We start from the raw sequence: 22,570 nt of genomic DNA on the forward strand, positions 1-22,570 counted from the left end.
GCATTCGAGGGTTGACGCACAGGCTCGAGGAGGATCCATGGTGTCCCTGCACGACCAGGTGAAGGTGCCTGGTTTCCGCGGACTGGCGGGCGTCGCCCGCCGAGACGTCACGCCGCCCGTGGGCATCCGCGCCCGCAACTGGGGGCCCGCCGACTGGAACGCCTCGCAGGGCACGCACCGCGCGATGACCCTCACCGCGATCGCCCTCGGGCAGGAGACGCCCGGCAGCGCGTCGTCGCGCCCCACGCCCGACGGCGCCGCTCACCCCGAGCCCCCTGCTCCCCCTGAGCACCCCGATGTTCCCCACGCCGACCCGCTCGTGATGATCACCGTGGACGCCACGTGGTGGCGCCGCGTCGACGACGAGCGCGGCGTCCGGGACGCGGTCCTCGCGGGCCTCGGCCTGCCGCCCGAGCGGCTGCTCGTCTCGTTGTCCCACACGCACGCGGGCCCGGTGCTGTGCAGCCACGACGCCGACCTCGAAGGTGGCGAGCTCGTCCCCGCCTACCTCGAGCACCTCGCGGCGCAGGCCGTCGACGCGGGCCGCGAGGCCGTCGCCTCGCTCGCCCCCGCGACGCTCGAGTGGACGACCGGGCGCTGCTCGCTCGCGGCCGACCGCGAGCTGATCCTCGGCGCGGGCGGGTCGCACGGCGAACCCGTCGTCACGGCACCCGACGCGTCCGGTGCCACGGCGTCCGCCGGTCCCGGCGCCCCGGTGGACGTGACCGAGGACTTCGGGCTCCCCGTGATCGGCTTCAACCCGACGGTTCCGCGGGCCGCCGTCGACGACACCGTCGTGATCGGCCGCCTCAGCCGGATCGAGCCCGGGCCCACCGGAGAGCCCCTGCCGACCACGACGCCTCTCGCGACCATCGTCAACTATGCGTGCCACCCCACGACGCTCGCGTGGCAGAACACCCTGGTCTCCCCGGACTACGTGGGCGCGATGCGCGACCTCGTCGAGGAGTCGACCGGGGCCCCCGTCGCGTTCTTCCAGGGCGCCTCGGGCGAGCTGGCCCCGCGCGAGCAGTACACGGGGGACGTGGCGGTCGCCGACCGGCACGGCACCTCGCTGGGGCACGCGGTCCTCGCGGCGCTCGCCGAGCTGCCGCCGCCCGGCACGGCTCTCGAGCTCACGCGCGTCGTGCAGTCCGGAGCGCCGCTGGGCGTGTGGGAGCCGCGCCCCGTCGAGGGCTCACGCGTGCTGCGCGCGGTGAGCGACGTCGTCGTGCTGGAGCTGCGGGACCTGCCGAGCCTCGCGCAGATGGAGGCCGAGTGGGCCGACATCGACCCGCGCAGCCGCGACGAGCGGCTGCGACGCGCGCGCAACCTGCGCGACGGCTACGTGACCGGCCCGACCGTCCAGCACCCCACGTGGGTGTGGCAGATCGGGGACGGGTTCCTCGTCGCGCACCCGGGCGAGGCCTACTCGCGCTTCCAGCGCACTGTCCGCGAGCACGCGGGCGACCGTCCGGTCGTGGTCGCGAACCTGACCAACGGCCCCGGCTTCGTGTACCTGCCGACCGACCAGGCGTACGTGCGGGGCGCCTACCAGGCGTGGCAGTCGCCGCTCGCGCCCGGCTCGCTCGCACGGCTCGAGCAGCACGCGAACCACCTCATCGACACCCTGACGGCGGCGACGCCGGCACCCGCGCAGACTTCCACGGAGGACCAGTGAGCACCACGACCACCCCGACCGGCACGCCCGCGGGCAACCCGCTCCGCACCGCGATCGTCACGGGCGGCGCCGCGGGCATCGGCCGACAGATCGCCGAGCGGCTCGCGGCCGACGGCCACCGCGTGGTGTGCGCGGACGTCGTCCAGCACGACCTGCCCGCGCTCGACCTCGCGGCCCTGCCCGCCGAGCCGAGCCTGGTCTGGATGCCCCTCGACGTCACGGACCACGCGGCCGTGGGGGCGGCGTTCGACGCGGTCGCCGCCGCGACGGGCAGCATCGACGTCCTGGTCAACAACGCCGGGATCCAGCGTCACCGCGGCATCGAGGACCTGAGCTGGGACGAGTGGAAGGCCGTGGTCGACGTCAACCTGCACGGCGTCTTCACCTGCCTCCAGGCTGCGGCGCGGCACATGCTCGCCGCGGGCCGCGGCGCGATCGTCAACATCTCGTCGGTCTCGGCGCGCGGCTCCGCGGGCAGGGCCCCGTACTCGACGACCAAGGCGGCCGTGATCGGCCTGACCTCGACCGCGGGGGCCGAGTGGGCCGCGCGCGGGGTGCGGGTCAACGCGGTCGCGCCCGGGTACATCGACACGGGCGTCTTCCGCCAGGGCGTCGCGGCCGGGACGCTCAAGGAGGAGACGATCCTCGCGCGCATCCCTGCGGGCCGCCTCGCCGACGCCTCGGAGATCGCGAACGCCGTGAGCTGGCTCGTGTCCGACCAGTCGCAGTACGTGATCGGCCAGACCCTCTACGTCGACGGCGGGTTCATCGTCGACTACGGCGTCCCGCTCGCGAAGAAGCCGGAATGACGAGCCGAGCAACGAGCCCGGGCGGGCTCGCGCGCATCACCGAGGTCCGCACGTCGACGACCGTGGTCGCCCTGCCGCAGCCCCTGCAGCTCGGGGCCATGACGGTCACGCGCCGCGAGTACGTGGGCGTCCAGGTCCGAGCGGTGCTGCCGGACGGCACCGAGGTCACGGGCGTCTCGTACGCCCTGACGCGCGAGGCGCCCATGGCCGAGATCGTCGAGCGCCTCGTCGCACCGCACGTCGTGGGCCGCGACCTCCCGGTCGACGACCCGGCCGCAGGGGTGCGCGCGGCGTGGGACGCCGCGCTGCGCGGCTCGGCGATCGTGGGGCGCGTGGGCCTGGTCCGCCGGGCGATCGGTCTGGTCGACGTCGCGCTGTGGGACGTCGCGGGCAAGGTCGCGGGCGTCCCGGTGTGGCGCCTCCTGGAGTCCGGCCCGGTCGCGCCCTCGGCCCGCCCGGCGATCCTCGTCGCGGCCTACCCGACCCCGGGACGTACGGCCCGCGCCGTCGCCGACGAGGTGCTCGACCGTGCCCGCGCCGGCTGGCCGCTGCTCAAGATCTCCCGATCCCCCGACCGCGACCTCATGCGCGACCTGCTTGCGATCCTTCGCGCCGAGCTGCCCGGGGTGACGGGCCGTGAGACCGAGGCCGGTCGCAGCGGTGTCGTCGTGGACGTGGGCTTCGGCTGGCGCGACGCGGACGACGCGCTCGCCGACCTGGACGCGTGGGGGATCGGCGGTCCCGCAGGGGCGGGAGCGCCTGCGCTCGCCTGGCTCGAGGACCCCGTGCTGCCCGAGGACGCCGACGGCGCCGCGCGCATCCGTGAGGTCACGGGACTGCCGCTCGCGATCGGCGACGAGGTCACGGACCCCGAGGTCTTCGCGCGGCTCGCTGCGCTCGGTGCGCTCGACGTGGCGCGCGTGGACGTGGTCGGGATCGGCGGCCTCACGGCGGCCGACCCCCTGGTCCGGTCGTGGCAGGACGCGGGGCTCGTGACGTCGAGCCACGTGTACCCCGAGGTCAGCGTGCACCTCGGTGGCGCCCAGGGGATCGGGGTCGAGACGTTCGAGCGCTCGCCGCAGGGCAACCCCTACGACCCGGCGCCGCTGCTCGTCGAGGGCGGCCCCGAGTTCTCGGCCGGCACGGCGCTGCCGCCCGAGGTCCCCGGCCTGGGCTTCACCCTCTCGCCCACGTACTTCACGTTCGAGCCCGCCCCCTCGCTGCCGAGCATGCGGTTGGCGTCCGAAACGGGCCCCGGGACGACGCCAACCGCATGCTCGACCGACGACAACCGCATGCTCGGCGACCAGGAGGACCGATGACCGACCCGACCAGCACGCCCCGGGCGGGCTCCGTCGTCGGGCACGACGACGAGCGAGGACCGGTGTCCGCCCAGAACCCGACCGGACAAGCCTCCGTGCCAGGACCAGCCGCGACCCGCAGCGTCGTGGTGACCGGGAGCGGCAAGGGCATCGGCCGTGCCATCGCGGCGCGGCTGACCGCGGACGGCTGGACCGTCGTCGGGCTCGAACGGAGCGCCGGCTCGGGGACCGTCGAGGAGGGCGTCTGCGCGGCCGTCGTGCTCGCCGACTCGCGCGACCGTGAGTCGCATCGCGAGGCCGCGCGCGTCGCCCGGGCCCTCGCGCCGCTCGCGGGCTGGGTCAACAACGCGGGTATCACCCGGACCACGCCGCTGCACGCGCTCGGCGACCCCGCGCGCGCCGCGGAGATCGAGCGCACGGCACGAGACATCGTCGAGATCAACGGCCTGGGCTACCTCTGGGGGGCCGCCGCCGCGGTCGAGGCGTTCACCGACCAGGTGAGCGGCGGGTCGATCGTGAACGTCGGGTCGATCCACGGGCGGTCCTCGTTCGTCGACCACGCGGCCTACGAGCTGACCAAGGGCGGGATCGACGCCCTCGCACGCAGCGTCGCCGTCACGTACGGGCGGTACGGCATCCGGGCCAACACGGTCGCGCCGGGCGGGGTCCGCACGCCGCACCTCGACGCGCAGATCGCGAACGCCGTCGACCCCGAGGCGGAGGAGCGCGGGCTCGCCGAGGGCCCGCCGCTCGGCCGCATCGCCGAGTCGGCCGAGATCGCGGCCGTGGTCGCGTTCCTGCTCTCGGACGAGTCGTCGTACGTCTCCGGTCAGTCGATCGCGGCCGACGGCGCGTGGACCGCGTCGTTCGGGACGCTGCCGCACGACGCCGGGCTCGACGCGCGGTACGGGCTCGACTGAGACCGGCTGAGTACACGCTTTTCTGGATTCAGGATCCCGTGTACTGTCCGACGCATGGAGACCGTCACCCTCACGCACACGGCAGCGCTCGCGCGCCTCGGGCACGCGCTGTCCGACGAGACCCGCGCGCGCATCCTGCTCACGCTGCGCGAGGCGCCCGCCTACCCCTCGGACCTCGCAGACGCGCTCGGCGTCTCCCGCCAGGTCATGTCCAACCAGCTCGCGTGCCTGCGCGGCTGCGGGCTCGTCGAGGCGATCCCCGACGGTCGCCGCACCTGGTACCGCCTGGCCGACAGCCACCTCGCGCCCGCCCTCGACGACCTGCTCCGCCTCGTGGTCACGGTCGACCCGACGTGCTGCTCGCCCGACGGGTGCACGTGCTCATGACCTCGGTGTCGATCGGTCCTCGGCCGCCCGCAGGCCTCGCCCCCGCCCGCAGGGCCCTCCTCGAGCGCCGCGTGCGCTGGATCGTCTCGGCGACGATCGCCTACAACGTGGTCGAGGCGGTCGTCGCGATCACCGCCGGGCGCATCGCGTCATCGGCCGCGCTCGTCGGGTTCGGCCTCGACTCGGTGGTCGAGGTGCTGTCCGCCGCAGCCGTGGCGTGGCAGTTCGCGGCCCCCGACCCGCACCGCCGCGAGCGGACCGCGATGCGCCTCATCGCGGTGTCGTTCTTCGGTCTCGCGGTCTTCGTGAGCGTCGACGCGGTGCGCACCCTGCTGGGAGCCTCCGAGCCCGACCACTCGACCGTCGGGATCGTGCTCGCGGCCGTGAGCCTCGCGATCATGCCGTTCCTGTCCTGGTTCGAGCGTCGCACGGGCCGTGAGCTGGGCTCGGCCTCGGCCGTCGCGGACTCGCGCCAGACGCTGCTGTGCACCTACCTGTCCGCGGTGCTGCTCGTGGGCCTGCTGCTCAGCTCGACCCTGGGCTGGACGTGGGCCGACCCGATCGCGGCCCTCGTCATCGCCGCCGTCGCGATCAAGGAGGGCGTCGAGGCCTGGCGCGGGGACGCGTGCTGCTCGCCGGTCGCCGGCCTGCACACCGATGTCGCCGCGGCGCACCACGCGCCGGGTGCACGCCACCAGAGCGGGGAGGCTGCGCCGTCGGGCACGGCCGCTCGCCCGGACGGCGCAGCGACCGCCGCGGACGGCTGCACCTGCTGCGCCGACTGAGCCCGGCTGAGCCGGCTCCGATGGCGGCCCCGGACGACCCGACCTACGGTCGAGGAGGACCCGCCCGGACCGGACGGCGTCCTGCGAGTACCGACGACGGAACGAGGCTGTGGTGGCAACACTGACCGTGTGGAAGTTCGAGACTCCCGAGGGCGCGCAGCAGGCGGAGGACGCCCTGCTGGCGCTGCAGAAGCAGGAGCTCATCCAGGTGCAGGACGCGGCGATCGTGTCGTGGGAGGAGGGGAAGAAGAAGCCCAAGACGCACCAGTCGAACAACACGACGGGCATCGGCGCGCTGGGCGGCGCGTTCTGGGGCCTGCTGTTCGGGATCATCTTCTTCATCCCGCTCATCGGCGTCGCGATCGGCGCGGCGTCCGGGGCGCTCGCGGGGTCGCTGACCGACGTGGGCATCGACGACGACTTCATCGACTCGGTGCGGTCCAAGGTGACGCCCGGGACGTCGGCGCTGTTCGTCATGACGTCCGGTGGGGTCATGGACCGGGTGCACGACTCGCTCAAGGCGCAGGGCATCCACGGCGAGCTCATCCAGACGAACCTGTCGGCCGACGAGGAGGCCAAGCTCCGCGCGGCCTTCGACGACGCGGTCTGAGAACCTCCGCACCCGCGAGACGTACGGCCCCGGTCCTTCGCGGACCGGGGCCGTCGTCGTGGGTCCGACCCACACGCAACCTGCACGTCGGCGCGCCCGGCGCGCTGCCGGATCGGGCGTAGCGTCGAAGCATGTCCGGAAACGACACGCACGGACCGGCTGGAACCCTCCGCAGCGGGGGACGGGGTGCGCTCGCGGAGCCGCCCGGTGCGGCCGCGTGGAGCCCTCTCGAGGAGGTCGCCCCGGCCGACGAGGACGACGCGACCCGGGACTGGGACAACGAGGGCGGGCACGAGCGCGGGCACGTCGCCCACCACCCGCCGGCCTCCGACCGGGAGACCGCGCGGCCGCCCGACGCCTTGTGGCTGACCGGCGTCCTGGCGACGGCGCTGCCCCCCGAGATCGGCACGCCTCACGAGCCCGTCACGTACACCGTCCCGGCGGTCTTCTCCCGGCGGGTCACCCGCGAGGAGCAGGACGTGATCGAGGGAGACGCGGTCCGGCATCGCCTCGCGGACGCCGGCTTCGAGGACGTCGAGCTGAGGGTCTCGGACCGTCGGCTGCTCATCGAGCACACGAGTCTCGCAGCGCTGAGAGGAGGCCTCGCGCACGAGATCGCGCAGACCCTGCGTGACCTCGGCCGGGACCTCGTCGCCGAGCACGACCGCCTGGCGGCCGAGATCGCGGAGCTGCAGAAGGAGGAGGACCGGCGCGCCGCCGCCGTCCTCGTCGAGGCGGAGCAGATCCGCTTCGAGTGACCGACAGCGGTCGTCGAGCGGCCGTCGAGTGATGAGGACCCCATGGACACCGTGCCGAGCGACCCCCCGGGAGCGCGGCCTGCCGCCCGCCGGGGGACGAACGAGTACTCGGCGCTGGCCCGGCTCGTCCGGGAGACGGGCCTGCTCCGCCGCCGCTACGGGTACTACTGGACGCGGCTCGTCCTCGCGGTGCTGGCCTTCGGGGGGATCTGGGTCGCGGTCGCGTTCGTCGGGAACTCGTGGTGGCAGCTCGTCCTGGCGGCCGCGATGGCCGTGGTCGTGACGCAGATCGCGTTCCTGGGGCACGACAGCGCGCACCGGCAGATCTTCCGGTCCAGGGCCTGGAACGACTGGACGGCCCGCGTGCTCGCGGGCGGGTTCGTGGGCCTGAGCTACGGCTGGTGGCGGACCAAGCACGAGCAGCACCACTCGGCCCCCAACCAGGAGGGCCAGGACCCCGACATCTCGCCCGGCGTCATCGCGTTCACCCCTACGGCCCTGGCGGCGAGGACGGGGTGGCGGTCGTGGTTCGCCCACCACCAGGGGTGGTTCTTCTTCCCCCTGCTGACTCTCGAAGGCCTGAACCTGCACGTCGCGAGCGTGCGGACCGTGCTGCGCAGGGGATCGGTGCCCCACCGTGGGGTCGAGGCGCCCCTGGTGCTCGGAAGGCTCGCCGTGTACGTGGGGGTGCTCGCGCTGCTCCTGCCTCCGGGGAAGGCCGCGGCCTTCCTGGGGGTGCAGCTCGCCGTGTTCGGGGTGCTGCTCGGCGGGTCCTTCGCCCCGAACCACAAGGGCATGCCGATCGTGCCACCGGACCTGACGCTGGACTTCCTGCGGCGCCAGGTCCTCATGTCGCGCAACGTGCGCGGCGGGTACGCGGTCGATGCGGTGATGGGGGGCCTCAACTACCAGATCGAGCACCATCTCTTCCCGAGCATGCCGCGGCCCAACCTCAGGAAGGTGCGACCGATCGTGCACTCCTACTGCGAGGACGTGGGGGTGCCGTACACCGAGGTGGGGCTGTTCCGGTCGTACGGGATCGTCGTGCGGTACCTCAACCGCGTGGGCCTGCGGGCGCAGGAGCCGTTCACGTGCCCGCTCGCGGCGTCGCTGGGGAGGTAGTGCGCCTCCTCGTCGCGCCTGCCGGACGCCGGGGTCGTCATCGTGCGGGGCGCCGGGGACGCACCGTGCTACGAGCGCACGAGCGTGATCGCCTGCGCCCGGTCGCGTACCCCGAGCTTCGCGAAGATCGCGTTGATGTGGGTCTTGACGGTCGTCATACCGACGACGAGCCGCTCGGCGATCTCGGTGTTGCTCAACCCCTGCCCCACCAGCTCCAGGACCTCGCGCTCCCGGGCGGTCAGGGCGGGGAACCGCCGGGACAGCGGCAGCGGGGCGGGTGTGGCCGAGACGGTCCCCACGTGACGCCCGGTCAGCGACCCGACGAGCACCTCGCTGACCGCGGGCGCCAGGAGCGTCTGACCGAGCGCGACCGTGCGGATCGCGTGCGCGACCTCGGCCCGTCCGGCGTCCTTGGTCAGGTAGCCGCGGGCCCCGGCACGCAGCGCGCCGAGGATCGACTCGTCGTCGGCATGGGTCGTCAGGACGAGGACGGCGGTGGCCGGGTGCTCGGCGAGGATCCGGGTCGTGGCCTCGACCCCGTCGACCCCCGGCATGCGCAGGTCCATGAGGATCACGTCGGGGTGCAGGCTCGCGGCGAGCCGCACGGCCTGCCCGCCGTCGGAGGCCTCGCCGACCACCTCGAAGTCGGGGACGAGCGACAGGACCGTCACCAGGCCGTCCCGCACGATCGCCTGGTCGTCGACGACCAGGAGCCGGATGCGTTCGCCGGTCATCGCAGGGACACGGCGACCGTGACGGTGAACGTCTCGGCGCCGTCGTCGACGTGGACGGCACCGCCGAGCGGGAGGGCGGCGACGCGGGCGCGCATCCCTGCCAGTCCGTGACCGGCCCCCGTCCCGGCGAGGGAGGGGTGGGGGCCCGGCGCGCGGGGAGTGGTGAGCGTGAGGAGCACGCGAGCATCGTCCCAGACGATCGTCGCCCGGACCGGCATCCCGGGGGCGTGCTTGCGCGCGTTGCTGAGCCCCTCCTGCAGCGCCCGGCGGAGCGCGGCCGACTGGCGCTCGTCGAGGGTGCGAGGATCGCCCGACTCGACCAGGCTCACCGTGCCGCCGAGGTCCCGATGATCGGCGAGGAGCGAGTCGAGGTCGTCCTCGGGACGCGCGAGGGGTGCGAGGGTGCTGACGACGGAACGCGCCTCCCGCAGGCCCGACGCGGCCAGCCGTCGTCCGGCCGAGACGCGGGACGTCGCTCCGGCCACGTCCCCCACCTCGAGCAGCGCCTCGATCGCGTCGAGCTGGACGACGAGACCCCCCAGGCTGTGCGCCAGGACGTCGTGGATGTCCCGGGCGATCCGGGCGCGCTCCTCGAGGGCTGCGGAGCGGACGCGGTCGTGCGCGGCGACGAGCCGCTCGGCCGCGAGGAGCTGGGCTCCGGCGGTCGCGAGGCGCGACTGTCGACGGCTGAACCCGAGCGTCGCCGCGAGCACGAAGATCGCGACCATCCCGAGCACGAGCACCGCGGGGAAGTCGCCGTGGACGACCAGGAACGTTCCCTGGAGTGCGACGGCCGTCGCGGCGAGCCCGATCCCGTAGCCCAGAGGGCGGGCGGGTCGGCCGATCGCCATGACGACGGCCGCGAAGGCGGGGGCGATCGTGAGGCCGCCCGTAGGCACCACGACGAGCGCGCCGCAGACCGTCATCACGACCTCGGCCGCCGCGACGACGCCGACGCGCCGCAGCGGGACGAGCACACGGACGACCCAGGCGGTCACCGCGGCCAGCCCCAGCCACAGGACGAGGGAGGGGAGGGGCTGAGCGGGGGGCCGCACGAGCTGGGTCACGAGCACGTAGGCGACCACCGCGGCGCCGGCCAGGTTCAGGATCTGCCCGGTCCGGCTGTGCCCGGTGTCGGCCGCGAGGACCTGCTGCCGCAGGGTGGTCTCACCACGGGGCGTCACGGGGATGTCCTCGGCGAGGGTGGGCGTGCTCACCCGACCATCATGCGACCTGCGCGGGAGTGCGCAGGCCCGCACCCCGAGCGGCGGACGCACCGTGCTCGCGTTCGACGCGCCCTGCCCGTGCGCTCACGACCAGGACACGGGCGGCTCGGTTGGCCGCGAGGAGCAGCAGGATCACGCCGGCCGAGGCCGCGAGGTGCGCGCCGGCGGCGCCTGCGAGGATGCCGGTCACGAGGCGTGCGACGACGAGCGCGATCCACAGTGCCAGCGCCGCCCAGCCGGCGCGGGCCTCGAGCGTCGCCCCCGCGGCGACCGCGCGGGCCCGACGGCGGGCCGCCACCCCCGGGGCAGGTGCGGCGGCCATGTCGATCGCCCGGAACGAGGTCATCATCCCGATCAGGGCGCCGACGCCGACCGAGACCACGAGCTCGCTCGTGACCACGACCAGGTCGAGCGCGGTCGGTCGGACGGTGATCGCGGACGAGAGCGCCAGCAGCCCGACCGCTCCCAGGACCGCGGGGAGCGTCCACATGCGCGCCGAGACCGCACGCCAGGTCGTCTGGCGGTAGCCGAGCCAGCAGAGGACGGCGACGGCGATCAGTGCGGGCTCGAGGTTCTCGGAGTTCACGGTGGGCTCCTGGGGCGAGGCGGGACGACGTCGTCAGCCTGCCCGGTCGGTGCTCGGCCGCACACGGCCCGTGGGTGGAGATCTGGGTGGAGATCCTGGCCGTGGCCAGGTGGAGACGCAGCCTGCGCAGGGTGCGTCCGGGCAGAGCGAAGCCCGGCCGATCAAGGGGGGTGACCGACCGGGCTCCGCGTCCGTGGGGGCGTCAGGCCTTGAGCATGCTCGCCCGGGTGATGACGCCGTCCTGGACCTCGAAGGTGGCGATGGTCTCGCCCGACCCGTTCGAGGTCGACACGATCTCGCGTGCGACCACCCATCGCTCACCGTACGCCACGGAGGCGTCGATTGTGCAATGCACATCGCCCGTTGCAAGGCGGGGGCCGTAGAAGGCGCGCAGCGCGTCCTTGCCGACGATCGGCTCGGGTGTCACGCCGACGACCACGACGTCCTGCGCGTAGGTCGCGAGGAATCGCTCGAGGTCGTGCGCGTTGAACGCGTCGACCTGCTCGGTGACCACGGCGTGGGCGGTCGGGTGCTGCGGCATGGGAGTCCTCGTCTCGTGGGGGGCGTCGTGCGGGCCGGTCGGTCAGTCGATGCGGACGCCGCCGTTGATGTCGTACGTGGCGCCCGTGACGAACCCGGCCCGCGGGGAGGCGAGGGACGCGATGACCCAGGCGACGTCGTCGGGCGTGCCGAACTTCCCCAGCGGGATCGAGGACGTGAGGGCCTCGCGGCCCGCGTCGTCGAGCTGGTTCGTGATGTTGCTCGTGACCGGGCCGGGCGTGACCGCGTTCGCGCGGATGCCCTCGGCGGCCAGGAGGCGCGCGAAGCTCCGCGTGATCGCGAGGAGTGCGCCCTTGCTCGCGGCGTAGTGGACGCCGGTCTTGAGCGCGCCCTGCTGGCCCGCGATCGAGGCGACGTTGACGATGCTTCGGTCGACCGGCTCCTCGCCCTCGGGGGCGGCGGCCGCCCGCAGGAGGGGGAGCGCGGCCCGCGAGAGGACGAAGGTGCCGCGCGCGTTGGTCTCCATGACGGCGTCCCACTCGTCGAGCTCGATGTCGTCGAGCGCGCGGTAGGGGCACATGCCGCCGTTGTTGACCAGGACGTGGAGCCTGCCCCAGCGTCGGGTGACCTGGGTGACGAGCCTGTCGACGGACGTGACGTCGCGCAGGTCGAGGCGCGAGACGTGGCAGCTCGCGCCCAGCTCGGTCGCGAGGTCCGCGGTGGTGCGGGCCCCGAGCTCGTCGTGGGCGTAGGTGAGCCAGAGGTCGTATCCGTCACGGGCGAGCTGGAGGGCGGTCGCGGAACCGATCCCGGAGCTGGCGCCCGTGATCAGCGCAAGTCGTCGAGCCATGACGTGAACGCTATAGCAAATTGCGGGTACCGCAAGCGTCCTGTCCATGGACGCTGGCCGTCAGTTGCTAGATGCTATAGCATTTCGGCTCATGAACCCCGACACCGTCGTCATCACCGACTGCGACCTCCCGGGCACCGCGTGCGAAGACACCGTCACGGCCGCCGGCCTCGGTGTCGTGCGCGGGACGGCCCGCACGGAGGACGACGTCATCGCCCTCGTCCGCGACGCCGCGGCCGCAGGTGCCGCCCCGTCCGCCCTGGTCGTCCAGTGGGCGCCACTCACCGCCCGCGTCCTCGACGAGATCGAGGGCGTGCGCTTCGTCAGCCGCATGGGCATCGGCTACGACATGGTCGACGTCGCCGCCGCGACCGAGCGCGGCATCGCCGTCGCCAACACCCCGACCTACTGCATCGAGGAGGTCGCGTCCCACACCGTCGCGATGGTCCTCGGCCTCAGCCGCGGGCTCGTCGGCTACGACCGTGCCGTGCGTGACGGCGTCTGGGCCGCGACCGCCCCGCGCCCCATGGCCGCGCGCCTGTCCGCGACCACCGTGTCCGTGATCGGCTACGGCCGGATCGGGTCGCTCGTCGCGCGCAGCTGCGCCGCGCTCGGCTACCGCGTCCTGGTCCACGACCCCTTCGTGCCCGACGTCGACGTCGCCGCCGCCGGCTACCTGCCCGTGACCCGTGAGCAGGCCGTGGCCGAGGCCGACGTGCTGAGCCTGCACGCCCCGCTCAGCGAGGCCACCCGCCACCTGCTCGACGCCGCGTCGATCGCGACCATGAAGCCGGGCGCCGTCGTGGTCAACACGTGCCGCGGCCCGCTGATCGACGAGGACGCGCTCGCCGACGCTCTCGAGGCCGGCCACCTCGGGGCCGCGGCCCTCGACGTGTTCTCGCACGAGCCGCTGCCCGCCGACTCGCGCCTGCGCACGCTCGACCAGGTGCTGCTCAGCCCGCACGCCGCGTGGTTCTCGCCCGAGGCCATGGCCGACCTGCCCGTGCACACCGCGCAGAACGCGATCGAGTTCCTCGCGGGCCGTCCCGTCGGCTCGATCGTCAACCCGGGCTACGCGCGCGCCCTGGCACGCTGACGTCCTGTTTCATCCCTGAAGACGACCTCCTGGAGCACCCCGTGCAGCTCATGCGCCTCGGCCTCCCCGGCCACGAACGTCCCGTCGTCCGCACCGCGGACGGCACCACCTACTCGCTCGACTCCTTGACCCGCGACGTCGACGGCGAGTTCCTCGCGGCCGACGGGATCGCGCGCACCCGGGCCGCCCTCGACGCGGGCGAGCTGCCCGTCGTCGCGGACGCCGACGCGCTGCGCGTCGGGGCCCCGGTCGCCCGCCCCACGGCCGTCGTGTGCGTCGGCATGAACTACGCCGCGCACGCCGCCGAGTCCGGCTCCGAGCCGCCGACCGTCCCGATCATCTTCTGGAAGCACTCCAACACCGTCGTCGGGCCCGACGACGACGTCCTGCTCCCCCCGGGCGCGCAGAAGGTCGACTGGGAGGTCGAGCTCGCGATCGTCATCGGGAAGAAGGCCCGCTACCTCGCGTCCCCCGCGGACTCGGCCGCGCACGTCGCCGGGTACACCGTGTCCAACGACGTGTCCGAGCGTGACTACCAGATGGCTGTCTCGGGCGGCCAGTGGTCCAAGGGCAAGAGCTGCGAGACGTTCAACCCGATGGGTCCCGCGCTCGTCCCGGCCGACCAGGTCGACGCCTCGAACCTGCGCCTGCGCTCGTGGGTCAACGGGGAGATCCGCCAGGACTCCTCGACGGCCGACATGATCTTCGACGTCGACTTCCTCGTGTGGCACCTGTCGCAGTACATGGTGCTCGAGCCGGGCGACGTCATCAACACCGGGACGCCGCAGGGCGTCGCCCTCTCGGGGCGCTTCCCCTACCTGGTCGACGGCGACGTCATGGCCGTCGAGATCGAGGGCCTGGGACGCTGCGAGCAGAAGGTCCGTGACGCGGTCGTGTGATCCCGTCCTGCGCCCGCCGAGATGCTGCTCGTGGTCGCCCCGCCCACCACGGCGGCGACCACGAGCAGCATCTCGGCGGGGATCAGCCCGCGAACGGCAGGACCGGCAGGCCCCGCACACCCGGGACGACCCGGAAGACCGACCCCGCGTCGAGCTCGGGCTCGAACGGCTCGCGAATCATGAGCCGTGACGTCGTGATGAACAGCTCGTCGAGGTCCTCGCCGCCAAAGGTGCACGCCGTGACGTGCGAGGCGGGCAGCTCGACCACCGCGGTCAGCGTCCCGTCCGGCGCGTAGCGGCGCACCGCGCTGCCGCCCCACAGCGCGACCCACACGCCCCCCTCGGCATCGACCGTGAGCCCGTCGGGCAGACCGTCCTCGCGCGGGATCTCGACCAGGACCCGCCGGTTCGCGAGGGGCTCGGGCGCTCCCGCGTCGTAGTCGAACACGTCGACCCGGCACGTGAGCGTGTCCACGTAGTAGGCCAGCGTCCCGTCGGGCGAGAAACCCAGCCCGTTCGAGCACGTGACGCCCGACAGCACGAGGCGCGCGGCGCCGTCGGGCTCGACGCGGAACAGGGCGCCCGCGCCCGACCGGTCGTCGAACGGCATGGACCCCGCGTAGAACGCGCCGTCCGGGGTGGTCGAACCGTCGTTGAGGCGGACCGTCGGGTCGCTCCACAGCTCGGGGAAGGGACGCACGGGGGAGTCGGGCGCCTCGTCGTCCACGAGCGCGAGCCCCCGCTCCAGCCCGACGACGTAGCCCCCCTGGGAGCGCGGGCGCACCATGGTCGCGTAGTCGCCCACGTGGCGGCGGGTCACCGTGGCGTCGGGCTGGAGGGTCAGGAGGTCGCCGGCCATCATGTCGACGAACCGCAGCCCGCCCCAGGTCGGGGACCACACGGGCCCCTCGCCGTGGTGGGCGACTGGACCGGTGATGTTCTCGGCGCGCATGAGGCTATTGTCCCGGACCGCCGCGGGTGACACGAGGCGTACCCTTGGCCCCATGACAATGCGCAACTGGTGGTGGCTGCCCTCGCAGCCGTGACCAGTCGTGTCCCCGAGCTGCCCTGCGTGCAGCCCGGGTCGGCCCTCCGTCGCCTCCGGCGAACGAGGGCGGCTCCTGACTCCAGGAGCACCATGACCCTCACCAGCGCGGCCACCGCCGCAGCCACCACCCCTGCCCAGGGGACCCGCCCGCCCGAGGCGCGCTCCGCCGTCGGGACCCTCGACGCGGCCCGCGCCCGCAGCCGCGCGGTCGAAGCACGGATCGCCGCCGACCCTGCGGAGTTCCGCGTCCTCACGGGCGAGCGACCGACGGGCGCCCTGCACATCGGGCACTACTTCGGGACCGTCGCCAACCGCGTGCGGCTCCAGCAGGCAGGCGTCGAGGTCTTCCTGATCCTCGCCGACTACCAGGTCATCACCGACCGCGACGAAGCCGGAGACCTGCGCGGGACCGTGCGCGAGATCCTGCTCGACTACCTGGCGGCCGGGATCGACCCGGACCGGACCACGGTCTTCACGCACAGCGCCGTCCCCGCGCTCAACCAGCTCCTGCTGCCGTTCCTGAGCCTCGTGAGCGTCGCCGAGCTCGACCGCAACCCGACCGTCAAGGCCGAGACCGCAGCGACCGGCGGGCGGGCCATGAGCGGACTCATGCTCACCTACCCCGTGCACCAGGCCGCCGACATCCTGTTCTGCCACGCCAACCTCGTGCCCGTCGGGCAGGACCAGCTGCCGCACCTCGAGACGACGCGCACCGTCGCGCGCCGCTTCAACCAGCGGTACGCCGCCGCGAACCCGTACTTCCCGGAGCCCGACGCGCTGCTCGCGCCCTCGCCCACGATCCTCGGGACCGACGGGACCAAGATGAGCAAGAGCCGCGGGAACACGCTGCCGCTCGGGGCGAGCGAGGACGAGACGGCCCGGTGGGTCAAGCGGGCCAAGACCGACGCCGAGCGGGCCATCACCTACGAGCCCGAGACCCGACCCGAGGTCGCGAACCTCCTGACGATCGCGTCGCTGTGCACCGGACGGGCCCCGGAGGAGATCGCCGACGAGGTCGGCAGCGCGGGGGCGGGAAGGCTCAAGGCCCTCGTGACCGAGGCTCTCGTCGAGCACCTGCGGCCGATACGGGCTCGGCGGGCGGCGCTCGCGGCGGGCGACGGTCCCGAGGTGCTCGACATCCTCGCGCGCGGCAACGCACGGGCCAACGAGATCGCGGACCGCACGCTCGACGACGTGCGCGAGCTGATGGGCATGGTCTACCGCCGAGGGTGACGTGGCTGACCGGGTGACGCGAACGCCCGCCGAGGGTGACATCAGATGTCACCCTCGGCGGGCGCGTCGGTCACCCTCGACATCGTCGAGGACGACGCCCGGCTGCACAGCGACATCGACGACAACGGGCTGGTCGGTTCGACCGTCCTCGACCAGCGCGTCACCGAGCTGCTCGACGTCCGCAGCGCCGTCCGCGCCGCGGACGCAGGCTTCTTCGACGACGACCATCCTGACGGCCTCGCCGACCGGGCGGCCTTCGACGACGACCTCCTGGCAGGTGTGCGATGAGCACGAGACTCGTGACCTTCACGCTGGGCGACCGGCTCTGCGGGATCCCCGTCGACAGGGTCCAGGAGGTCCTGCCGAGCCGCCCACGCACGCGGGTGCCCCTCGCGCCGGACGACGTCGCGGGCCTCGTCAACCTTCGCGGCCAGGTCGTGCTCACGGTCGACCTCCGACGACGGCTCGGCATGCCCGCGCACGACGGCGAGCAGATGATGGCCGTCGTCTTCGTGGGCGACGAGACCGTGAGCCTGCTCGTCGACCGGATCGGCGACGTGCTCGTGGTCGACGAGGAACAGTTCGAGCTGCCTCCCCAGACCCTGTCCGAGGCGCTGCGCGCCGTGATCCTCGGCACCTACAAGCTCTCCGACCAGCTCCTGCTCGCGCTCGACGTCGACGCCGTGGCGTCGTGAGCCGACTCGTGACGAGTCCCGCGAGCCAGCCCGCCAGCCGGCCCGCGACCAGGCCCGCAGGTCGAGCCAGCACCCCCCTCCCCGTTCATCACACCGCCCAGGAGTCCCCCATGTCCTCGTCCCTGACGCCCCCGACCGTTCGGGCACGCCGCTCCCGATTCGGCGACCTCTCGGTCCGGACCCGGATCATCGTCGCGCTCGGCGTCCTCGTCCTCGTGCTCGTCGCGACCGTCGCCGTCGCCCTGCAGGGCCTGCGCTCGACCCTCGACGACACGGCGACCGTCGCGGACGTGGGCAACACCGCGCTGCGCCTCAATGCTCAGATCGACCACGGTGCCCAGGAGGCCTGGCGGCTGACGTACCAGTACGACCTCGTCGAGGGGTCGGCCCGGTCCGCCGTCGTCGCGCAGATGGACGCGACGGACGCGGACCTCGAGGCGGACATCGCCGCGTACGACACGATGCTGGGGACGATGACCGAGCCGAACTGGGAGGCGTTCAAGACGGCGTGGGCCGACTGGGTCGCCTACCGCGACTCGACCCTCATGCCGGCGGTCGAGGACAAGGCCGTGACGCCGGAGATCCAGTCGCGCAACGACGCTCTCATCGCCGCCCACGTCGCCGCTCTGTCGCGCGCCGGTGACGCGGCGAACGAGTACGCCGCGTCGATCGCCGACGAGGCCACGGAGCACGCGAACCGCACCGTCGCCATGATGGTCGTCCTCGGGCTGGTCGGCCTGGTGATCGCCCTGGTCGTCGCGCTCGTGGTCGCGAACGGGATCCGCCGGTCGGCCGAGAAGGTGCGACGCTCCCTGGTCGCGCTCTCCGAGGGCGACCTGACGGTCCGCGCCGACGTGGACAGCCGGGACGAGATCGGTCAGATGGCCGTGGCTCTCACGACCGCGCAGACGAGCCTGCGGGCCATCATCTCCACGGTCGCCGGCACGGCCCAGGAGGTGGCTGGTGCAGCCGACCGCCTGTCCTACGCGGGCGCCCAGTTCTCGGCGTCGTCGGAGGAGACGGCGGCGCAGTCGGGGGTGGTGGCGGCTGCTGCGGAGCAGGTGTCGCAGAACGTGCGGACGGTGGCTGCGGGGGCGGAGCAGATGGGGGCCTCTATTCGGGAGATCGCGCAGAACTCGAACGAGGCGGCGAAGGTGGCTAATCGTGCGACGGATCGTGCGGCGTCGACGAATGTGACGGTGCAGAAGCTGGGGACGAGCTCGCAGGAGATCGGTGATGTGGTGAAGGTGATCACGTCGATCGCTGAGCAGACGAACTTGTTGGCGTTGAACGCGACGATCGAGGCGGCTCGTGCGGGGGAGGCGGGCAAGGGGTTCGCGGTGGTGGCTTCTGAGGTCAAGGAGCTGGCGCAGGAGACGGCGAAGGCGACGGAGGACATCGCTCGTCGGGTGGAGGCGATCCAGGACGACACGTCGAGTGCGGTGGGGGCGATCGGTGAGATCGCGGACATCATCGGGCGGATCAACGACTATCAGCTGACGATCGCCTCGGCGGTGGAGGAGCAGACCGCGACGACGACGGAGATGTCTCGTGGGGTGCAGGAGTCCGCGACGGGGGCCTCGGAGATCGCGGGCAACATCACAGGCATCGCGACCGCCGCGTCGTCGACCGCGGAAGCGATCCAGCAGATGAACGACTCGATCGCCGAGCTCGCCCGGATGAGTGCCGACCTGCAGTCGGACGCCGCGAAGTTCGTCTACTGACCCGCTCCCCACGACCCGCCGCAGTCAGCTCCAGAGGAAGGACCAGCCCGTGAACCGGCAGAGCGAAGCACCCGACGACCTCGCACCCACGCTCGAGCACGCGCCCGAGGTGTTCGTCGAGCCCTACCCCGACGGCCTGTCCGACCTCGGCGCGACGTCGGGCGAGGTGTCCGACGTGGACCCCGCGCAGGGAGCAGGAGAGCGGACGGCACACGCCGCAGGGGGCAGCGTCCTGCGCTCGGTCCGCACCAGGATCCTGGGCCTCGTCGCGGTCCTCGTGGTCGCGATGATCGTGCTGGGCGCGGTGGCCGTCTCGACCACGGTCTCGCTCCGGGAGCGCACGGAGACGATCGCGACGATCCAGAGCACCCTCAACGCGCGCGTCATGGCTCTTCAGAGCTCCGTGTGGTCGTACCGGCTCGCGACCGGAGGCCTGGGCGACTACATGGGGGAGCCCGAGGAGGCAGGCCCGCAGTTCGTCGCGATCGACGGGGCCCACGGCGCCGTCACGGCCGAGATGCGGGCGTTCGAGGACATCTACGCGGGCATCGGCGAGCCGGTGCCGGACCAGTACGGATCGTTCGCGCTGTCCGTGAACGAGTACATCTCGATCGTCGAGGAGCGCAAGCTGCCGGCCTTCGAGGCCGGGGACCGCGCGGCGTTCCGGTCCGCGGACACGGACCTCGACAACGTCGGTCAGCAGATGGGCGGCGCGCTGGACCGCCTCCAGTCGTACATCGACGACATCCTCGCGGGAGAGACGGAAGCGGCCGCGAGCGAGGCGTCGACGGCGATCGTCACGCTCGTCGTGATCATCGCGGTCGGCGCGCTCGGAGGGTTGGCGTTCGGCTGGATCACCTCGGGACGGATCAAGAGAGCGATCGTCGGGGTGCAGCGCACGGTCGAGGCGATCGCGGACGGCGACCTGACCCACGAGCCCGACGTCCGCGGCCGGGACGAGCTGGGGGACATGGCCCGCGCCCTGTCCTCGGCCCAGGCGTCGCTGCGCGCCACGCTCGCTGGTGTCCTCGAGTCGTCGGTGACGATCGCGTCGAGTGCGGAGTCGTTGGCGGGGGTGTCGTCGCAGTTCTCGGCGTCGTCGGAGGAGACGGCGGCGCAGTCGGGGGTGGTGGCGGCTGCTGCGGAGCAGGTGTCGCAGAACGTGCGGACGGTGGCTGCGGGGGCGGAGCAGATGGGGGCTTCTATTCGGGAGATCGCGCAGAACTCGAACGAGGCGGCGAAGGTGGCTAATCGTGCGACGGATCGTGCGGCGTCGACGAATGTGACGGTGCAGAAGCTGGGGACGAGCTCGCAGGAGATCGGTGATGTGGTGAAGGTGATCACGTCGATCGCTGAGCAGACGAACTTGTTGGCGTTGAACGCGACGATCGAGGCGGCTCGTGCGGGGGAGGCGGGCAAGGGGTTCGCGGTGGTGGCTTCTGAGGTCAAGGAGCTGGCGCAGGAGACGGCGAAGGCGACGGAGGACATCGCTCGTCGGGTGGAGGCGATCCAGGACGACACGTCGAGTGCGGTGGGGGCGATCGGTGAGATCGCGGACATCATCGGGCGGATCAACGACTATCAGCTGACGATCGCCTCGGCGGTGGAGGAGCAGACCGCGACGACGACGGAGATGTCTCGTGGGGTGCAGGAGTCCGCGACGGGGGCCTCGGAGATCGCGGGCAACATCACGGGCATCGCGACCGCCGCGCAGGAGAGCGCGGCGACCATGCAGCGGATGAGCGTCGCGGTCGACGAGCTGGCCCAGGTCTCGGTCGAGCTGCGCACCCGCGTCGCCCAGTTCCGGATCTGACGCGGCCCCCAGCACCTCGCACCTCAGCACGACACGTACCACCCGCATCACCGGAACGGATCAGCACGACCTCGGGGCTCTCGCCCCCAGGCAACCGACTCGGCCGCCACGCGCGGCCGCCAGCAGGGGACACGGGTCCCCCCAGATCGAGAGGCGAGCGATGAGCGAGCAGCAGAACGCACCGCGCCGGCTGTGGGCCGACCGCCCGGTGCTGGTCAAGATCGTCATGTCCGTCCTTCTCATGGTGGTGGTGACTGCGGTCGTCACCGCGTTCGCGCTCAGCTCGATGCGTACGCTGCGGGCAGACGCCGCGCTGATGTACAGCGGCAACGTCGTCCCGCTCCAACAGCTCACGGAGATCCAGCGCGCCTACCAGGGCGACCGGGCCCGGGTCGTCCAGTACGGCATCGCCGACGAGGAGACCCGCGGGACGCTCGTGGACGAGCTGGCCGAGCGCAAGGTCGACCTCCACTCGCAGATCGAGGCCTATCGCCCCAACGCGGTGGACGAGGCCGACGTCGACGCTCTGGTCGCCGCGCTCGACACGTACTACGCAGCGGCCGAGGGGACGCTGTTCCCGTTCGCGGACGAGGGCGACGCCGAAGGGTTCGCCACGTACTTCGACGAGACCATCCGTCCGTTGACGACGGGTGTCCTCGACGCCATGCAGGTGGAGACCGTCTCGCAGGGCGAGGAGGCGGCCGCGCTCGCCGACGAGACGGATGCCGTGGCGGCACGATCGATCCTCCTCACGATCCTGGTCGCGGCGCTCGGTGCGGTTGCGGCGTCCGCCCTGGCCTACGTCGTGGCTCGCAACATCGCCCGCCGGATCGGCGCGGTGTCCTCTGCCCTGGCAGCGGTGGGCGACGGCGACCTGACGGTCTCCTCCGGCGTGACCGGGCGTGACGAGATCGGCACCCTGGCCGTCGACCTCGAACGCACGCAGGCGAACCTGCGTGCTCTCATCACGGGAGTGGTCGAGTCGTCGGTGACGATCGCGTCGAGTGCGGAGTCGTTGGCGGGGGTGTCGTCGCAGTTCTCGGCGTCGTCGGAGGAGACGGCGGCGCAGTCGGGGGTGGTGGCGGCTGCTGCGGAGCAGGTGTCGCAGAACGTGCGGACGGTGGCTGCGGGGGCGGAGCAGATGGGGGCTTCTATTCGGGAGATCGCGCAGAACTCGAACGAGGCGGCGAAGGTGGCTAATCGTGCGACGGATCGTGCGGCGTCGACGAATGTGACGGTGCAGAAGCTGGGGACGAGCTCGCAGGAGATCGGTGATGTGGTGAAGGTGATCACGTCGATCGCTGAGCAGACGAACTTGTTGGCGTTGAACGCGACGATCGAGGCGGCTCGTGCGGGGGAGGCGGGCAAGGGGTTCGCGGTGGTGGCTTCTGAGGTCAAGGAGCTGGCGCAGGAGACGGCGAAGGCGACGGAGGACATCGCTCGTCGGGTGGAGGCGATCCAGGACGACACGTCGAGTGCGGTGGGGGCGATCGGTGAGATCGCGGACATCATCGGGCGGATCAACGACTATCAGCTGACGATCGCCTCGGCGGTGGAGGAGCAGACCGCGACGACGACGGAGATGTCTCGTGGGGTGCAGGAGTCCGCGACGGGGGCCTCGGAGATCGCGGGCAACATCACGGGCATCGCGACCGCCGCGCAGGAGAGCGCGGCGACCATGCAGCGGATGAGCGTCGCGGTCGACGAGCTGGCCCAGGTCTCGGTCGAGCTGCGCACCCGCGTCGCCCAGTTCCGGATCTGAGCCCGCCGGTGA

The 22,570-nt window shown here is 72.6% G+C and carries 23 protein-coding genes; 17 read left to right on the forward strand and 6 right to left on the reverse strand.

The features are described 5' to 3' along the window. Positions 1 to 37: 37 nt before the first annotated feature. From JOD48_RS04510 to JOD48_RS04550, 9 genes are all read left to right on the forward strand, one after another. Positions 38 to 1,678 (forward strand): hypothetical protein, encoded by a 1,641-nt coding sequence (locus JOD48_RS04510; RefSeq protein WP_204807766.1) that lies wholly within the window; start codon positions 38 to 40, stop codon positions 1,676 to 1,678. Further along, positions 1,675 to 2,487, forward strand: a complete 813-nt coding sequence (locus tag JOD48_RS04515; RefSeq protein WP_204807768.1) for an SDR family NAD(P)-dependent oxidoreductase — start codon at positions 1,675 to 1,677, stop codon at positions 2,485 to 2,487. Before JOD48_RS04510 ends, JOD48_RS04515 begins: the two co-directional genes overlap by 4 nt. Beyond that, positions 2,484 to 3,809 (forward strand): enolase C-terminal domain-like protein, encoded by a 1,326-nt coding sequence (locus JOD48_RS04520; RefSeq protein WP_204807770.1) that lies wholly within the window; start codon positions 2,484 to 2,486, stop codon positions 3,807 to 3,809. Before JOD48_RS04515 ends, JOD48_RS04520 begins: the two co-directional genes overlap by 4 nt. After that, positions 3,806 to 4,729 (forward strand): SDR family NAD(P)-dependent oxidoreductase, encoded by a 924-nt coding sequence (locus JOD48_RS04525; RefSeq protein ID WP_204807775.1) that lies wholly within the window; start codon positions 3,806 to 3,808, stop codon positions 4,727 to 4,729. Before JOD48_RS04520 ends, JOD48_RS04525 begins: the two co-directional genes overlap by 4 nt. Before the next feature lie 54 nt (positions 4,730 to 4,783). Next, positions 4,784 to 5,116, forward strand: a complete 333-nt coding sequence (locus JOD48_RS04530; protein ID WP_204807777.1) for an ArsR/SmtB family transcription factor — start codon at positions 4,784 to 4,786, stop codon at positions 5,114 to 5,116. Beyond that, a complete protein-coding gene (locus JOD48_RS04535) occupies positions 5,113 to 5,901 on the forward strand; it encodes a cation efflux transmembrane domain-containing protein (protein ID WP_191791899.1) in 789 nt (262 codons plus the stop codon). Before JOD48_RS04530 ends, JOD48_RS04535 begins: the two co-directional genes overlap by 4 nt. A 112-nt stretch (positions 5,902 to 6,013) precedes the next feature. Then, on the forward strand, positions 6,014 to 6,511 hold the full coding sequence (locus tag JOD48_RS04540; RefSeq protein WP_191791866.1) for a DUF1269 domain-containing protein: 498 nt from the start codon (positions 6,014 to 6,016) through the stop codon (positions 6,509 to 6,511). A 131-nt stretch (positions 6,512 to 6,642) separates the two neighbouring features. After that, positions 6,643 to 7,269 carry a hypothetical protein gene (locus JOD48_RS04545; protein ID WP_191791867.1) on the forward strand — a complete coding sequence of 209 codons (627 nt, stop codon included), beginning with the start codon at positions 6,643 to 6,645 and terminating at the stop codon, positions 7,267 to 7,269. A 42-nt stretch (positions 7,270 to 7,311) separates the two neighbouring features. After that, entirely contained in the window at positions 7,312 to 8,391 is a 1,080-nt protein-coding gene (locus JOD48_RS04550) for a fatty acid desaturase family protein (protein ID WP_204807779.1), read from the forward strand. Positions 8,392 to 8,459: 68 nt separating this feature from the next. On the opposite strand, the gene JOD48_RS04555 is transcribed toward JOD48_RS04550, so the two are convergent. From JOD48_RS04555 to JOD48_RS04575, 5 genes are all read right to left on the reverse strand, one after another. Further along, a complete protein-coding gene (locus JOD48_RS04555; protein ID WP_191791869.1) occupies positions 8,460 to 9,125 on the reverse strand; it encodes a response regulator in 666 nt (221 codons plus the stop codon). Next, entirely contained in the window at positions 9,122 to 10,342 is a 1,221-nt protein-coding gene (locus JOD48_RS20065; RefSeq protein WP_204807781.1) for a sensor histidine kinase, read from the reverse strand. The genes JOD48_RS04555 and JOD48_RS20065 overlap by 4 nt, the downstream gene beginning before the upstream one ends. 7 nt (positions 10,343 to 10,349) lie before the next feature. Continuing rightward, positions 10,350 to 10,937: a hypothetical protein gene (locus tag JOD48_RS04565; protein ID WP_204807783.1), complete on the reverse strand. Its 588-nt coding sequence runs from the start codon at positions 10,935 to 10,937 to the stop codon at positions 10,350 to 10,352. Positions 10,938 to 11,139: 202 nt separating this feature from the next. After that, positions 11,140 to 11,478, reverse strand: coding sequence for a nuclear transport factor 2 family protein (locus tag JOD48_RS04570; RefSeq protein ID WP_204807785.1), 339 nt, complete (start codon positions 11,476 to 11,478; stop codon positions 11,140 to 11,142). 42 nt (positions 11,479 to 11,520) lie between these two features. Next, positions 11,521 to 12,288 carry an SDR family NAD(P)-dependent oxidoreductase gene (locus JOD48_RS04575; RefSeq protein WP_191791873.1) on the reverse strand — a complete coding sequence of 256 codons (768 nt, stop codon included), beginning with the start codon at positions 12,286 to 12,288 and terminating at the stop codon, positions 11,521 to 11,523. Between the two features lie 91 nt (positions 12,289 to 12,379). Between JOD48_RS04575 and JOD48_RS04580 the strand changes: the two genes are divergently transcribed. Together JOD48_RS04580 and JOD48_RS04585 are read left to right on the forward strand one after the other, a co-directional pair. Next, entirely contained in the window at positions 12,380 to 13,384 is a 1,005-nt protein-coding gene (locus tag JOD48_RS04580) for a C-terminal binding protein (RefSeq protein ID WP_191791874.1), read from the forward strand. Positions 13,385 to 13,425: 41 nt separating this feature from the next. Next, positions 13,426 to 14,283, forward strand: coding sequence for a fumarylacetoacetate hydrolase family protein (locus JOD48_RS04585; protein ID WP_204807787.1), 858 nt, complete (start codon positions 13,426 to 13,428; stop codon positions 14,281 to 14,283). A gap of 82 nt (positions 14,284 to 14,365) precedes the next feature. Here the strand turns inward: JOD48_RS04585 and JOD48_RS04590 are convergent, their stop codons facing one another. Further along, complete coding sequence (locus tag JOD48_RS04590; RefSeq protein ID WP_204807789.1) at positions 14,366 to 15,235, reverse strand: SMP-30/gluconolactonase/LRE family protein; 870 nt, start codon at positions 15,233 to 15,235, stop codon at positions 14,366 to 14,368. Between the two features lie 186 nt (positions 15,236 to 15,421). Between JOD48_RS04590 and trpS the strand changes: the two genes are divergently transcribed. From trpS to JOD48_RS04620, 6 genes are all read left to right on the forward strand, one after another. Continuing rightward, positions 15,422 to 16,564: a tryptophan--tRNA ligase gene (gene trpS / locus JOD48_RS04595; protein WP_204807791.1), complete on the forward strand. Its 1,143-nt coding sequence runs from the start codon at positions 15,422 to 15,424 to the stop codon at positions 16,562 to 16,564. Positions 16,565 to 16,609: 45 nt separating this feature from the next. After that, positions 16,610 to 16,852: a hypothetical protein gene (locus JOD48_RS04600; protein WP_204807793.1), complete on the forward strand. Its 243-nt coding sequence runs from the start codon at positions 16,610 to 16,612 to the stop codon at positions 16,850 to 16,852. After that, the gene (locus tag JOD48_RS04605) at positions 16,849 to 17,259 is read left to right on the forward strand and encodes a chemotaxis protein CheW (RefSeq protein WP_191791885.1); all 411 of its coding nucleotides are present in this window, start codon (positions 16,849 to 16,851) and stop codon (positions 17,257 to 17,259) included. The genes JOD48_RS04600 and JOD48_RS04605 overlap by 4 nt, the downstream gene beginning before the upstream one ends. A 110-nt stretch (positions 17,260 to 17,369) precedes the next feature. After that, positions 17,370 to 18,983: a methyl-accepting chemotaxis protein gene (locus JOD48_RS04610; protein WP_204807795.1), complete on the forward strand. Its 1,614-nt coding sequence runs from the start codon at positions 17,370 to 17,372 to the stop codon at positions 18,981 to 18,983. Positions 18,984 to 19,032: 49 nt separating this feature from the next. Further along, positions 19,033 to 20,796, forward strand: coding sequence for a methyl-accepting chemotaxis protein (locus tag JOD48_RS04615; protein ID WP_307823969.1), 1,764 nt, complete (start codon positions 19,033 to 19,035; stop codon positions 20,794 to 20,796). 160 nt (positions 20,797 to 20,956) lie between these two features. Next, the gene (locus JOD48_RS04620; RefSeq protein WP_204807797.1) at positions 20,957 to 22,558 is read left to right on the forward strand and encodes a methyl-accepting chemotaxis protein; all 1,602 of its coding nucleotides are present in this window, start codon (positions 20,957 to 20,959) and stop codon (positions 22,556 to 22,558) included. Positions 22,559 to 22,570: the final 12 nt, after the last annotated feature.

The organism is Oerskovia paurometabola (assembly GCF_016907365.1).
Classification (GTDB): domain Bacteria; phylum Actinomycetota; class Actinomycetes; order Actinomycetales; family Cellulomonadaceae; genus Oerskovia; species Oerskovia paurometabola.

Coding starts and splice junctions, on each gene's coding strand:
- JOD48_RS04510 (WP_204807766.1), top strand. CDS start 38: ATGGTGTCCCTGCACGACCAGGTGAAGGTGCCTGGTTTCCGCGGACTG.
- JOD48_RS04520 (WP_204807770.1), top strand. CDS start 2,484: ATGACGAGCCGAGCAACGAGCCCGGGCGGGCTCGCGCGCATCACCGAG.
- JOD48_RS04525 (WP_204807775.1), top strand. CDS start 3,806: ATGACCGACCCGACCAGCACGCCCCGGGCGGGCTCCGTCGTCGGGCAC.
- JOD48_RS04530 (WP_204807777.1), top strand. CDS start 4,784: ATGGAGACCGTCACCCTCACGCACACGGCAGCGCTCGCGCGCCTCGGG.
- JOD48_RS04535 (WP_191791899.1), top strand. CDS start 5,113: ATGACCTCGGTGTCGATCGGTCCTCGGCCGCCCGCAGGCCTCGCCCCC.
- JOD48_RS04545 (WP_191791867.1), top strand. CDS start 6,643: ATGTCCGGAAACGACACGCACGGACCGGCTGGAACCCTCCGCAGCGGG.
- JOD48_RS04550 (WP_204807779.1), top strand. CDS start 7,312: ATGGACACCGTGCCGAGCGACCCCCCGGGAGCGCGGCCTGCCGCCCGC.
- JOD48_RS04555 (WP_191791869.1), bottom strand. CDS start 9,125: ATGACCGGCGAACGCATCCGGCTCCTGGTCGTCGACGACCAGGCGATC.
- JOD48_RS04570 (WP_204807785.1), bottom strand. CDS start 11,478: ATGCCGCAGCACCCGACCGCCCACGCCGTGGTCACCGAGCAGGTCGAC.
- JOD48_RS04575 (WP_191791873.1), bottom strand. CDS start 12,288: ATGGCTCGACGACTTGCGCTGATCACGGGCGCCAGCTCCGGGATCGGT.
- JOD48_RS04580 (WP_191791874.1), top strand. CDS start 12,380: ATGAACCCCGACACCGTCGTCATCACCGACTGCGACCTCCCGGGCACC.
- JOD48_RS04590 (WP_204807789.1), bottom strand. CDS start 15,235: ATGCGCGCCGAGAACATCACCGGTCCAGTCGCCCACCACGGCGAGGGG.
- trpS (WP_204807791.1), top strand. CDS start 15,422: ATGACCCTCACCAGCGCGGCCACCGCCGCAGCCACCACCCCTGCCCAG.
- JOD48_RS04600 (WP_204807793.1), top strand. CDS start 16,610: ATGTCACCCTCGGCGGGCGCGTCGGTCACCCTCGACATCGTCGAGGAC.
- JOD48_RS04605 (WP_191791885.1), top strand. CDS start 16,849: ATGAGCACGAGACTCGTGACCTTCACGCTGGGCGACCGGCTCTGCGGG.
- JOD48_RS04610 (WP_204807795.1), top strand. CDS start 17,370: ATGTCCTCGTCCCTGACGCCCCCGACCGTTCGGGCACGCCGCTCCCGA.
- JOD48_RS04620 (WP_204807797.1), top strand. CDS start 20,957: ATGAGCGAGCAGCAGAACGCACCGCGCCGGCTGTGGGCCGACCGCCCG.